This is a genomic window from Plantactinospora sp. B6F1 (genome assembly GCF_040120695.1).
In the GTDB taxonomy this organism is placed as follows: Bacteria; Actinomycetota; Actinomycetes; order Mycobacteriales; family Micromonosporaceae; genus Plantactinospora.
In genome coordinates this window covers 63,883-77,239 of the sequence record NZ_JBEEAC010000004.1, presented here as the reverse complement: position 1 = coordinate 77,239, position 13,357 = coordinate 63,883, and the positions used below count along the sequence as shown (strand labels likewise).

General features: G+C 71.8%; 9 protein-coding genes. 3 read left to right on the top strand and 6 right to left on the bottom strand.

Features of this window, described 5'->3' with window-relative positions:
• Positions 1-30 precede the first annotated feature (30 nt).
• Together ABNF97_RS07780 and ABNF97_RS07775 are read right to left on the bottom strand one after the other, a co-directional pair.
• On the bottom strand, positions 31-1,323 hold the full coding sequence (locus ABNF97_RS07780; protein ID WP_349338095.1) for an MFS transporter: 1,293 nt from the start codon (positions 1,321-1,323) through the stop codon (positions 31-33).
• A gap of 52 nt (positions 1,324-1,375) precedes the next feature.
• A complete protein-coding gene (locus ABNF97_RS07775) occupies positions 1,376-4,654 on the bottom strand; it encodes an efflux RND transporter permease subunit (protein ID WP_349338094.1) in 3,279 nt (1,092 codons plus the stop codon).
• A 353-nt stretch (positions 4,655-5,007) separates the two neighbouring features.
• Here ABNF97_RS07775 and ABNF97_RS07770 point away from each other — a divergent pair, with 353 nt between their 5' ends.
• The gene (locus ABNF97_RS07770) at positions 5,008-5,601 is read left to right on the top strand and encodes a hypothetical protein (RefSeq protein ID WP_130462178.1); all 594 of its coding nucleotides are present in this window, start codon (positions 5,008-5,010) and stop codon (positions 5,599-5,601) included.
• Positions 5,602-5,760: 159 nt separating this feature from the next.
• Here the strand turns inward: ABNF97_RS07770 and thrC are convergent, their stop codons facing one another.
• The 4 genes from thrC to argS form a co-directional block, all read right to left on the bottom strand.
• The gene (thrC, locus tag ABNF97_RS07765; protein WP_130462177.1) at positions 5,761-6,810 is read right to left on the bottom strand and encodes a threonine synthase; all 1,050 of its coding nucleotides are present in this window, start codon (positions 6,808-6,810) and stop codon (positions 5,761-5,763) included.
• Positions 6,811-7,067: 257 nt separating this feature from the next.
• Positions 7,068-8,417, bottom strand: coding sequence for a homoserine dehydrogenase (locus ABNF97_RS07760; RefSeq protein WP_130462176.1), 1,350 nt, complete (start codon positions 8,415-8,417; stop codon positions 7,068-7,070).
• A gap of 126 nt (positions 8,418-8,543) precedes the next feature.
• Positions 8,544-9,929, bottom strand: coding sequence for a diaminopimelate decarboxylase (gene lysA, locus ABNF97_RS07755; RefSeq protein ID WP_349338093.1), 1,386 nt, complete (start codon positions 9,927-9,929; stop codon positions 8,544-8,546).
• Positions 9,930-9,993: 64 nt separating this feature from the next.
• Entirely contained in the window at positions 9,994-11,655 is a 1,662-nt protein-coding gene (gene argS / locus ABNF97_RS07750; protein WP_130462174.1) for an arginine--tRNA ligase, read from the bottom strand.
• Between the two features lie 95 nt (positions 11,656-11,750).
• Between argS and ABNF97_RS07745 the strand changes: the two genes are divergently transcribed.
• Both ABNF97_RS07745 and ABNF97_RS07740 read left to right on the top strand, forming a co-directional pair.
• Positions 11,751-12,674 carry a DUF3105 domain-containing protein gene (locus tag ABNF97_RS07745; RefSeq protein WP_130462173.1) on the top strand — a complete coding sequence of 308 codons (924 nt, stop codon included), beginning with the start codon at positions 11,751-11,753 and terminating at the stop codon, positions 12,672-12,674.
• Between the two features lie 5 nt (positions 12,675-12,679).
• Positions 12,680-13,348: a DUF305 domain-containing protein gene (locus tag ABNF97_RS07740; protein ID WP_349338092.1), complete on the top strand. Its 669-nt coding sequence runs from the start codon at positions 12,680-12,682 to the stop codon at positions 13,346-13,348.
• Positions 13,349-13,357 lie beyond the last annotated feature (9 nt).

The following is a 13,357-nucleotide window of genomic DNA, read 5'->3' as shown; positions in this document are numbered from 1 at the left end:
ACCAGGACGGCGCCGGGAGGCGGCGCGGGCTCAGGAGGCGGCGCGGGGTGGATCGGCGGGGATGGGGGTGGACCGGGTGGGGGTGGGACTCTCGTCGGCGGAGGGACTCTCGTCGGTGGAGGGGGCGAGGCGTCGGGTGGCGACCCACCAGCCGAGCGCGTAGACCAGGGTGGTCAGGCCGCAACCGGCCAGCACCACCCGCTGGTCGACGTGGTCCACCACCCCGGCCACCACGAACTGGCTGAGCGCGATGGCCACGGTCGCCAGCATCATGTCGGTGGCGAAGACCCGGCCCCGCAACCGGTCCGGCACCTCGGCCTGCAGGGCGTAGTTGGACATCACCCAGTTGCTGCCGCCGGCCAGGTGCGCGACGAAGACGAGTACCAGCACCAGCGGGAACCACCGGGTCACCGACACGCCGAGGTAGCCGAGCCCGTACAGCGACATCGACAGGGCGAGTCCGGTGAAGAGCCAGGACCGGTGCTTCAGCACCCGGCGCATCAGCAGCGGTCCCACCACCGCGCCGGCGCCGCGTACCGCGAAGAGCAGGCCGGTGCCGATCGGGCCGACCCCGTAGACGGTGGCCAGCAGCGGAAAGACCGTCAGCACGCCGTTGCCGAGTCCGACCGCGCTCTTCACGGTGACCAGTGCCAGCACCCGGGGCCGGTGCCCGATGTAGCGCGTCGCCTCGCCGAGCGCCACCCACGGCCGAGGCACAGCCAGGCCGTGGTCGCGCGGCTGCTGCATGGGGCGGCGGATCAGCCAGGTCAGCCCCGCGGCCACCGCCAGGCCGACCAGGGCCACCCAGAAGCAGGTGTACGGGCCGACGGCGGCGGTCAGCACACCGCCGAGGGACGCCCCGACGATACTCATCGTGCCCCACGCCGAGCCGGCGATCGCGTTCGCCGCGGCCAGGTCCTCCGGATCGACGACGTTCGGCAGTGCCGCCGAGGCGGCCGGCGAGTAGAACGCCTTGGCCACCGCCACCCCGCCGACCGCCACCAGCGCCAGCCAGGCGGTGCCGGAACCGCGTACCCCGAGCAGCAGCACGATCGCGGTCAGCGCGGTGAGGTTCGCCACGATCAGGATTCGCTTGCGGTCCAGCCGGTCCGCGACGGTGCCGGCGTACGGCAGCAGCAGGGCGAGGATGCTGTTGTCGACGGCGAGTACCAGCGCACCCCACACCCCGCTGCCGGTCAGCTCCGGTAGCAGCACCAGCAGCGGCACCATCACGAACCAGTCGGCACCGAAGACCACCAGTTCGGCGGTGAAGAGGCGGCGGAAGTCCCGGTTCCGGGTAAGGACTGAAACTGCAGACGACACGTACCGGAACCCTACCGGCCGTCCCGCGCAGCCGCGGACGACGGCGGACCGGTCAGCTCTCCGGCGGCAGTGGGGACCTCCGGCTCTTCGGCAGCCGGAGCACCTCGAACTGGTCCGTACCGTCGATCAGCGCACCGGATGGCGCGGCCGGCACCGGGCCGGGCGATCCGCCGGCCGGCCCGGCGGCGCGGGCACCGGCACCGGCCGGGACCGGCTCACCGGCCGGTACCCCGGACCCGGCCGCGTCGTCGGGCCCGGCCGACCCCGCGCCGGACCGGCGGCGCCGGATCCGCTCCTTGGTGTTCTCCACCATGGTGTAGAGGGTCGGCACCAGCACCAGGGTGAGCAGCGTCGAGCTGATCAGGCCGCCGATCACCACGATCGCCAGCGGTCGCGAGATGAACCCGCCCTCGCCGGTGAGTCCGAGCGCCATCGGCAGCAGGGCGAAGATGGTCGCGATCGCGGTCATCAGGATCGGTCGCAGCCGGCGCCGGCCGCCCTCGACCACCGCCTCGACCACGCCCATCCCCCTGGCCCGGTACTGGTTGATCAGGTCCATCAGCACGATCGCGTTGGTCACCACGATGCCGACCAGCATCAGCACACCGATCAGCGCCGGTACGCCCAGCGGCGTGCCGGTGGCCAGCAGCAGCCCGATCGCGCCGGTCGCCGCGAACGGGATGGAGACGAGCAGGATCAGCGGCTGGACCAGGCTGCCGAAGGTGGCAACCATGATCACGAAGACGATCGCGATCGCGGCGAGTACCGCCAGCCCCAGGTCGGCGAAGGCCTTCTGCTGCTCGGCGCTGACGCCGCCGATCTCGAAGGTCGCCCCCGGCACCTCGATCCCGTCCAGCTCCTCCCGCAGCGCGGTGGTGGTGGCGCCCAGGTTGGAGCCGGTCGCCTTACCGCTGACCGTCACGCTGCGCTCGCCGTCGATCCGGGTCACCGCGAGCGGCCCCTGCACCTCGGTCACGTCCGCGACGTCGTCGAGCGTCACCACGCGGGCCGGGCCGGGCGGACCCACCGGCAGCGCCCGGAGCTCCTCGATCCCGGCGGGCGGCTGCCCGGTACGCAGCACCACGTCCTGCTGCCGACCGTCCAGTGACACCTGGCCGAGCGGGCTGCCCCGGAACTGCTGCGCGACGAGTTGCCCGACGGCCGCCTCGGAGAGCCCGAGCCGGGCCGCGGCGGCCCGGTCCACCGTGACGTCGATCCGGGGGGCGCTGTCGGCCAGGCTGCTGCGTACGTCGGTGACGTCCGCGACCTCCGACATCGCCTGCCGCGCCCGCTCGCTCGCCCGGGACAGCACCTCCTGGTCGGCGGCGCGGACGATCACCTGAACCTCGTCGACCGCGCCGCCGCCCGGCCCACCGGCTCCGCCGAAGCTGAGTTCACCGACCCCGGTCAGCTTGTCGAACTCGGCCCGGAGCGCGTCCTCGACCTGGCCGGCGTCGGCCTCCTCGGTCAGCGCCACCGAGAAGCTCGCCTCGTTGGCGCCACCTCCGCCGGCGAACGGGTTGCCGCCGCCCCCGCCCACGGTCACCTGGTACGACTCGACCCCGTCGGTGCCGGAGATGACCCGCTCCACCTGCTTCGCGGCGGTGTCGGTCGCGGCCAGGCTGCTGCCGACCGGCAACTCCTGGCTGATGCTCAGGGTGTCCTGCCCGGAGTCGTCCAGGAAGTTGGTCTCCAGGCGGGTGGACAGGCCGAAGGTGCCGAGCAGCACCACCAGGCCGAGGCCGACGGTGAGCCAGCGCCGCCGGGTCGCGAACCGGATCACCGGCAGGTACCCGCGTTGCAGCGGGTTGCGTAGCTCCTTCTCCTCGGCCGCCCGCCGGACCTCCTCCTCGGTCCCGCCACCGTTCGCCGGCCGGAGGAACCAGTAGGCCAGCACCGGGATGATGGTCAGCGACACCAGCAGGGAGGCGAGCAGTGCCACCGTGACGGTGATCGCGAACGGTGCGAAGAGCTGGCCGACGAAGCCGCCGACCAGGACGATCGGGGTGAAGACGGCGACCGTGGTGAGCGTGGACGCGACGACCGCGCCGGCCACCTCGCGTACCCCGCCGAGGATCGCGGTGCGCTTGTTCTCGCCGTACCCGAGATGGCGTTTTATGTTCTCCAGTACCACGATCGAGTCGTCGACCACCCGGCCGACCGCGATGGTCAACGCGCCGAGGGTGAGCAGGTTGAGCGAGTGGTCGCCGATCCAGAGCGCGATCAGCGCCACCACCACCGACAGCGGGATGGAGACCGCGGTGACCAGGGTCGACCGGACCGAGAGCAGGAAGACCAGGATCACCAGTACCGCCATGACCAGGCCGAGCAGTCCCTCGGTGGTCAGGCTCTCGATCGACTTCTCGACGAAGGGCGCCTGGTCGAAGACGACGGTGAGGGTGGCGCCGGAGGCGCCGGAGAGCTCGGCGAGCCGGTCCCGGATGTCATGCGAGATCCGCACCGCGTTGCCGTCCGGGGTGGCGGTGACCATGATCCCGAGGCTGTCCGTGCCGTCGGTCCGGGTGAACGAGGTCGGCGCGGCGAGCTGCTGCTGCACGGTGGCGACGTCGCCGAGCCGGACCGGCTGGCCGCCGGACCGGCCGGGCAGGAAGATGCCGGCGAGTTCCTCCACCGAGTCGATCTGGCCGCCGACCTGGACCGTCCGGGTCTGGTCGGCCTCGGTCAGCGCCCCGGCCGGGATGGTCACACCGTTGGCCCGCAGCGCCTCGCCGATCGCGGTCGGCGCGACGCCGGACGCGGCGAGCTTGACCGGGTCGGGGGTGATCACCACCTGCTCGTCGCGGGCGCCGGTCACCTCGACGGTACGGACACCGTCGATCGACTCCAGCTCCGGTACGACGATCTCGGCGAGCTTGTCCGCCAGGGCCCGCTCGTCACCGTTGCCGGCCGCCGCCAGCACCACCGCCGGCAGGTCGTCGGTGCTGCCGGCGATCACCTGCGGCTCGACGTTCTCCGGGAGCGAGAGCCGGTTCAGGGCGGTCTGCATCTTGTTGACCGCGTCGTCCAGGTCGGTGCCGAACTCGTACTCCACCTGGAGGAGCGCGCTGCCCTCCTGAGATGTCGAGGTGACCCTGGTCAGCCCGGCGATCCCCTGGATGCTGTTCTCGATGGGCTCGGCGACCTGCTGCTCCACCACCTCCGGCCCGGCCCCCGGGAACGGCGCGACGATGAAGGCCGCCGGGAACTCCAGCGAGGGCAGGAGCTGCTGCTTCAGCGACGGTACGGCGTACACGCCGAACCCCGTGACCACGATCGCGATGAGCGCGACAAGTCCTCGGTTGGCGAGACTGAGTCTGGCGAGGAACGACATCAGCGGGCTCACTCCTGGTGATCGAGTTGGCGCGACAGGTACGATCGCGCCCGTTCCGGGGTCGTCGGCAGGAGAAAGTCTGCCTGACCCGGAGCAGCGCCCCGGTGTCGGGGCGTTCGGCGCAGCCTGCTGGCGTGGCCGACCCGGACGCAACCCCTGCTCAGCACCATCTCAGCCCGTCGTTCCGACCGGGACGCGGGGCCCGGTCGGGGTCGCTACGGGCGCGCGGATCAGCCGAAGCGGGCGGCCGTGCGGGCCGTGCCCCACCGGTCGGTCGGAGTCGGGCGACGGCCGACAAGAATGTCGGGCCGGGCGCATAGGGTGACCTTCCCTACCATCTGCTGAGGAGCAACGTGACCCGTATCCATCGCGCCCTGCTGGTCATCGGCGCCGCCGTGGGCGCATCGGCCCTGATCCCACCGGCACCCGCCTCGGCGGACACGATCACCAAGCACGCCCACGCCCTGTTCCAGAGCGCCGAGAGCCGGGTGTCGATGGCTGTCGACGTGACCAAGCGGGGCGACGGCAGCACCACGATCGACGTCGAATGGACCGACTACGAGTGCGCGGAGGCGAACGGCGCGTACGTCTGCAACCACGTCTTCCGGAACTCGCACGACGTACCGGTACGCCGCTTCTCGTTCTCGCTGACCGGTGCGACCGTCTCGGCCAGCCTGCCCTACCAGGAAATCCGTCGCACCTGTCGGATCCTCGAGGAGCAGGAGACGTGCACCGAGGAGTACGACGTCGGCGAGACCACCATCCAGGCGACCTGGACTCCCAACACCGAGCCCACCCGCTCCACGCGGATCGACGAGAACGGCCGGACCGTGGTGACCACGAGCGTCGTCACCGCGTTGACCGGCACCGCGTACGGTCTCAGCTACGGTGGCCCGTCGAGCGTCGGCTGGCTCACCAAGGTCCGGACCATCGATCCGACCGCCTGACGGGTCCGGAGTTCCGGCCGGCCGGCGAAACCGCCGTGCCGGCCGGACCGGCGGAACACCGGTGGTGGTCCCGAGAGGGCTCGATCCGACCGTCGCAGCGGCGGATTGGTCGGCACCGCATCGGACGGCGGACTGCAGACGCCGCTCGGGGAGCGCCGGTCAGGCCAGGTCGAGGGCGCGGGCCGCGGTGGGCACGTCGTTGCGGATGGTGATCGGCGACGGGGCGGTGGAGATCGCCCACTCCGGGTCCTTGAGCCCGTGCCCGGTGACCGTGCAGACCACGGTCGAGCCGGCCGGCACCCGCCCCTCGGCGGCCTGTTGCAGCAGCCCGGCGACGCTGGCCGCGCTGGCCAGCTCGACGAAGACCCCCACCTCGCGGGCGAGCAGCCGGTACGCCGACAGGATCTCCCGGTCGGTCACCGCCGAGATCAGCCCGCCGGAGGCGTCCCGGGCGTCGATCGCCTTGGTCCAGCTCGCCGGGTTGCCGATCCGGATCGCGGTGGCGATGGTGGAGGGTTCGCGGACCACCTCACCGGTGACGATCGGGGCGGCGCCGGAGGCCTGGAAGCCGTACATCTTCGGCCTGCGGGTCGCGTTGCCGGCCTCGGTCTCCTCCAGGTAGCCCATCCAGTACGCGGAGATGTTGCCGGCGTTGCCGACCGGCAGGCAGTGGATGTCGGGGGCGTCACCGAGCGCCGAGACGATCTCGAACGCGGCGGTCTTCTGACCGTGCAGCCGGTCGATGTTGACCGAGTTGACCAGGGCCACCGGGTAGTCCATGGCCAGCTTGGCGGCGAGTGACAGGCAGTCGTCGAAGTTGCCGTTGATCTGGAGCAGCCGGGCGCCGTGCACCAACGCCTGGGCCAGCTTGCCCAGCGCGATCTTGCCCTGCGGCACCAGCACGGCGCAGGTGAGCCCGGCCCGGGCCGCGTACGCCGCCGCCGAGGCGCTGGTGTTGCCGGTCGAGGCGCAGATGATCGCCTTGTTGCCGGCCTCGACCGCCCGGGACACCGCCAGCGTCATGCCCCGGTCCTTGAACGATCCGGTCGGGTTGGCGCCCTCCACCTTGAGATAGACGTCACAGCCGAGCCGGGCGGAGAGCACCGGAGCGGCCAGCAGCGGAGTGTTCCCCTCGTTGAGGGTGATCACCGGCGTGGCCTCGCTGACCGGCAGCCGGTCCCGGTACGCCTCGATCAAGCCCCGCCACATGTCGCTCTCCTCGCGTCACGGCCCCGCCCCGGCCGTCGGCGGCGGGCACCTCCTCCACGGTGACCCAGGGTGGCCGATCCGCCGCACCCGCACCACCGGCTAACCATCTGGCGGGACAGGGCCGATCCGGCGGTACGCCGACTGCCGGTCGCCACCGTGACTGCCGGTCGCCACCGCGATTACCGGTCGCCACCAGCTACCGGGCCGCCACCACGGCTACCGGTAGCGGGTGGCAGCTGGCTGACGGTCGCCGCCGGCTACCGATCGCCGCCCTCCACGCGGAGCACGCTGGCGATGGACCGGACGATGTCGAGCCGGCGCAACTCCTCGACGGTGGCGGTGAGCGCGGCGTCCGGTGCGGCATGCGTGACGATCACCAGGATCGCGTCGCCGCCCCGGCCCACCGGTCCGGCCGTGCCGTCCGGCGACCCGGCCGGGGCGGGAGCCTGCCGCACGGTGGCGATCGACACGTCGTGCCGGGCGAAGACACCGGCGACCGCGGCCAGTACGCCCGGCCGGTCGGCCACGTCGAGACTGATGTGGTAGCGGGTGACCGCCTCCCCCATCGGCCGGATCGGCAGCGCCGCGTACGCCGACTCGCTGGGTGCGCGTACCCCGGCCAGGTGGTTGCGGGCCGCCGCGACGATGTCGCCGAGTACGGCGCTGGCGGTCGGTGCTCCCCCTGCGCCGCGCCCGTAGAACATCAGCTCACCGGCGGCGTCCGCCTCGACGAAGACCGCGTTGAAGGCGTCGCCGACGCTGGCCAGCGGGTGACTGACCGGGATCATCGCCGGGTGCACCCGGACGCTGACCGAGTCGGTGCCGGCCGAGTCCGGGCCCCGGGAGGCGATGCAGAGCAGCTTGATGGTGCAGCCCATCGCCTTGGCACTGGCCACGTCGGCGGCGGTGACCTCGGTGATGCCCTCCCGGTACACGTGTGCGGCGGTGACCCGGGTGTGGAAGGCCAGCGAGGCCAGGATCGCCGCCTTGGCGGCCGCGTCGAAGCCCTCCACGTCGGCGGTCGGGTCGGCCTCCGCGTAGCCGAGTTCGGTCGCCTCGTCCAGCGCCTCGGTGAAACCGGCGCCGGTGGCGTCCATCGCGGAGAGGATGAAGTTGGTGGTGCCGTTGACGATGCCGGTGACCCGGGTGATCGAGTCACCGTGCAGCGACTCGCGCAGCGAGCGGAGCAGCGGGATGGCCCCGGCCACCGCCGCCTCGTAGTAGAGGTCGGCCCCGCCCTCGGCGGCCGCGTCGTGCAGCACCCCGCCGTCCTCGGCCAGCAGCGCCTTGTTGGCGGTGACCACGCTCTTGCCGGCCCGCAGCGCCTCGGTCAGCCAGCTCCGGGCCGGCTCGATCCCGCCGACGACCTCGATCACCAGGTCGATGTCGTCCCGCTTGACCAGGCCGAGCGCGTCGGTGCTGAACAGCGCCGGGTCGACCGGCAGCTCACCCCGGTCCCGGCCGAGCCGGCGAACCGCGATCCCGGCGATCTCCAGTGGCGCACCGACCCGCGCGGTCAGATCTGCGGCCTGTTCGTGCAGGAGGCGCACCACCTCCGCGCCGACGGTGCCGCAACCGAGCAGAGCCAGACGGACCGGCTTCGTCATCAAGAACCGCCCGCGATGTCCCTGGCTTTCGCCACCGGGAGGGCTGGGCGATCGGGCGTGGCGCCGGTTGTCGGCATGGCGTCGAACTCCTCTGTGGGCCGGAACTGTCGGATGCGGCTGGACGCGTCAACCCACATCCAGTGCCAACAGATCGTCTTCGGTCTCCCGCCGGACGATCAGCCGCGCGCGACCGTCCCGGACCGCCACGACGGGCGGCCGGGGAACATGATTGTAGTTGCTGGCCATGCTCCGGCAGTACGCGCCCGTTCCGGGTACGGCGAGAAGATCTCCTGGCTGCACGTCAGCGGGCAGGAATTCATCCTTCACCACCACATCCCCGGCTTCGCAATGCTTTCCCACCACCCGGGCCAGAATCGGCTCGGCGGTGGACCGCCGGGAGGCGACCGTCGCCGAGTACGAGGCCCCGTACAGCGCGGTACGGATGTTGTCACTCATCCCGCCGTCGACGCTGACGTACGTGCGGATCCCGTCCACGTCCTTGACCGTGCCGACCTCGTAGAGGGTGAGGACGGCCGGACCGATGATCGCCCGACCGGGCTCGATCGAGAGCCGGGGTACCGCGAGCCGCAGCCCCTCGCACTCCCCGTCGACGATCTTGTTGATCCGCTTCGCCAGATCGTGCGGCGTCGACGGGTCGTCCTGGGTGGTGTACGCGATGCCGAACCCGCCGCCGAGGTCCAGCTCCGGCAGCTCGACCCCGCGCGCGTCCCGGATCTGCGCCTGGAGGCCGAGGATCCGCCGGGCGGCCACCTCGAAGCCGCTGGTGTCGAAGATCTGCGAGCCGATGTGCGAGTGCAGCCCGCGCAGTTCGAGCACGTCGTCGTCGAGGATCCGGAACGCGGCGGCCGCCGCCGCACCACCGGCCAGCGAGAAGCCGAACTTCTGGTCCTCGTGAGAGGTGGCGATGAACTCGTGGGTGTGCGCTTCGACCCCGACGGTGACCCGGACCAGCACCTCCGGGCGGACGCCCCGGTCCCGGGCCAGCGCGGTCAGCCGGTCGATCTCGTGGAACGAGTCGACGACGATCCGGCCCACCCCGGCGTCGACGGCCCGGGCCAGCTCGGCCGGGGACTTGTTGTTGCCGTGGAACCCGATCCGCTCCGGCGGCATGCCGGCGGCCAGTGCCACCGCCAGCTCCCCGCCGGAGCAGATGTCCAGGAACAGGCCCTCCTCGGCGATCACCCGCACCACGGCCCGACAGATGAAAGCCTTGCCGGCGTAATAGATGTCCTGGTCCGGGAAGGCGGCCCGGAAGTCCCGGCAGCGGGACCGCAGGTCGTCCTCGTCGAGCACGTAGGCCGGGCTGCCGAACTCCGCCGCCAGTTCGCGGACGCCGAGGCCGGCGACCACGAGGGCGCCGTCGGCGTCGCGCGTGACGTTGCGCGGCCACAGTTGCGGCACCAGCGCGTTGACGTCCTCCGGGGTACGCAGCCAGGCCGGCCCCCGGACCCCGAGGTCGCCGTGCAGTGCCCCCGCTTCGTGAGCGCGCATTTCCGTTTCCCTCCGCTACGCGCGTGTTACCGGCCGGCCCGTCGGGCCGGAAGCCGAGACTGACTCACATCTGTTCCGGCGCCGAGACGCCGAGCAGCGCCAGCCCGTTGGCCAGGACGATCCGGGTCGCCTCGACCAGCCAGAGCCGGGCCTGGGTGAGCTGCTCCGACACCGGCTGGCGGCCGAGCGGCAACACCTGGCAGGCGTCGTTGAACCGGTGGTACGAGCCGGCCAGCTCCTCAAGGTAGCGGGCGATCCGGTGCGGTTCCCGCAGTTCGGCCGCGGTGGCCACCACCCCGGGGAACTCGCCCAGCGACTTGAGGAGGTCGTTCTCCTTCTCGTGGCTGAGCAGGCCCGGGTCGAAGTCCTCGCCCCGGCTGATGCCGAGACCGACGGCGCGGCGCAGCATCGACGCGATCCGGGCGTGCGCGTACCGCACGTAGTGCACCGGGTTGTCGTTCGAATGCTTGGTGATCACCTCGATGTCGAGGGTCAGCGGCGAGTCGGTGGAGGACCGGGCCAGCGAGTAGCGGGCCGCGTCCACGCCGACCGCGTCGACGACCTCGTCCAGCGTGATGATGTTGCCGGCCCGCTTGGAGAGCCGGACCGGCACGCCGTTGCGGACCAGGTTGACCAGCTGGCCGATCAGGATCTCGATGTTGAAGTCGGGGTCGTCCCCGGCACAGGCCGCGATCGCCCGGAGCCGGTTGACGTAGCCGTGGTGGTCGGCGCCGAGCAGGTAGACGCACTTGTCGAAGCCGCGCTCCCGCTTGTTGATGTAGTACGCCGAGTCGGCGGCGAAGTAGGTCAGCTCGCCGTTGCTCCGGATCAGTACCCGGTCCTTGTCATCCCCGAAGTCGGTGGTGCGCAGCCAGATGGCGCCGTCGGCGTCGTAGACGTGGCCCTGCTCGCGCAGCCGGCCCAGGGCGTGCTCGACGGCACCGCTGTCGTGCAGCGTGCGCTCGGAGAACCAGACGTCGAAGTGCACGCCGAACCGCTCCAGGCTGGCCCGCATCTCGTCCAGCATGAGCTGGTAGCCCCGGTCCCGGAAGACCGGCACCGCCTGCTCGGCCGGCAGGTCGAGCAGATCGGGGCGCTCGGCGACGATCCGCTCGGCGATCTCGTTGACGTACTCGCCGGCGTAGCCCTCCTCGGGGGTCGGCCCGCCCGTCGCCGCCGCGTACAGCGACTGGCCGAACCGGTCGATCTGGGCGCCCGCGTCGTTGACGTAGTGCTCGCTGGTCACCTCGGCGCCCGCGGCGGCGAGGATCCGGCGCAGCGAGTCTCCGACGGCCGCCCACCGGGTGTGCCCGAGGTGGATCGGGCCGGTCGGGTTGGCCGAGACGAACTCGAGATTGACCCGCTGCCCGGTGAGCCGGTCGCTGCGCCCGTACGCCTGACCGGCCTGGACCACCTCCCGGGCGAGCTGTCCGGCGGCGGCCGGGTCGAGCCGGAGATTGAGGAAGCCGGGCCCGGCGATGTCGACCGACTTCACTCCCGGGGTCCGGACCAGCTCCTCGGCGAGGGCGGCGGCCAGCTCCCGGGGCGGCAGCCCGACCCGCTTGCTCAACTGCAACGCGACGGTGGATGCGTAGTCGCCGTGCTCGGGATTCCGGGGTCGCTCCAGCGTCACGGACTCGGGCAGCACCGAGTGATCCAGCCCACGCCGGTCGAAGACGGCATGGGCGGCGGCGAGAACGGCCTCGGCGAGATTGGCGGGAGTCACCGAACCATGCTAGCGGGGGTAGACTCGGTCACTCGGTGGCGACCCTGCGCGTGTGTGGCCCGCCATCCCCTGACCGACCGACCTGACGAGGGACCATGAGCATCAGCACCTCGGGCGGCGAACAGCGCCGTCCGTCCGTGGTCAGCACCGGCAAGAAGGCGCCGGCCGGTGGTAAGCCCGCCGAGGGCGAGAAGGGGGCCGGGGCCAAGCCCGCGGGGACGGCCGCCAAGTCGGGCTCCGCTGTGAAGTCCGGCTCCGCCGCCAAGTCCGGCGGCAGGTCCGGCTCCGGCGCCCGGGTGCCGGCCGGCCGCAACGGCGGAGGCGGGAAGAAGCCGCAGCAGCGCCGTCCGGTCGCCCCGGTCAAGGTCAGCCAGGGTCGCTCGTGGGGGTCCATCAGCCTCTTCGTCCTGGTCGGCGTCGTCGCGGCCGGCATCATCGGGTACGGCGCGTACGCGGTGGTCCAGAACGGCAAGAAGTGGGAGGACAAGGCGGCCGCGATCGACGGGATCGTGAACTTCCGGGAGAGCGACCCGTCGGCGGTGAACCCGCTGCCCGGCAAGGAGTCCCACGTGGCCGGCCCACTCACCTACAAGGTCAACCCGCCGGTCGGCAGTTCGCACAACAACGCCTGGCAGAACTGCATGGGCGACGTCTACGACGCCCCGATCGCCAACGAGCACGCGGTGCACAGCCTGGAGCACGGCGCGATCTGGATCACCTACAAGTCAGACCTGCCCGCCGACCAGGTGGAGCAGCTGGCCAGCAAGGTCCGGGGCAACGAGTTCATGATGATGAGCCCGGTGGAGAACCTCGACCGGCCGATCTCGCTCCAGGCCTGGGGCTACCAGCTCAAGCTCGACAGCCCCACGGACGGCCGGATCGACGACTTCATCGAGGCGCTGCGGCAGAACGCCAGCATGGAGCCGGGCGCCGCCTGCTCCGGCGGCATCACCGCCACCGGTACGACGCCACGGGACAACGTCCCCGGCGACCAGCCGATGCCTCCGGCGGGCGGTTGATCGGCGTGACCACCGATTCGGGGGCGGTGGCGACCGCCGCCCCGGAGGATGAGACGACGGTCCGCCCCTCGGGCAGGCGGAACGCCGGCACCGCCGCGCTGGCCCTGGCCATCTTGCTGGGAATGCTGCTCGGGTTCGCGGGCGGGCTGCTCGCCCCCGGACTGTTCCATCCCGGGACCAACTCGCCCGAGGCCGGGTTCGCCCGGGACATGTCGTCGCACCACGCCCAGGCGGTCGAGATGGCGATCCTCGCCCACGAGAAGACCAGCGACGCGGACATCCGGACCCTGGCCGCGGACATCGCCCTGACCCAGCAGGCCCAGATCGGGATAATGCAGACCTGGTTGAAGGAGTGGGGGCTGAGCCCGACCGGTCGCCAGCCCCGGATGGCCTGGATGCCGGAGGGCTCGGGCGCGCTGAAGAACGGGCTGATGCCCGGGATGGCGACCGACGCCCAGCGGGCCGAGTTGCGGGCCGCCACCGGCCGCGACTTCGACGCCCTCTTCCTGAAACTGATGTACGACCACCACCTCGGCGGCATCCACATGGCCGACGGCATCCTGGACCTCTCCGACGACGAACAGGTGACCGAGATGGCCGAGGCCATGGTCGCCGGGCAGAAGAAGGAGATCGAGCTTCTCCGGAGCCTCCAGGGCAGGATCGGCACCCCCTGACCGGTCCAT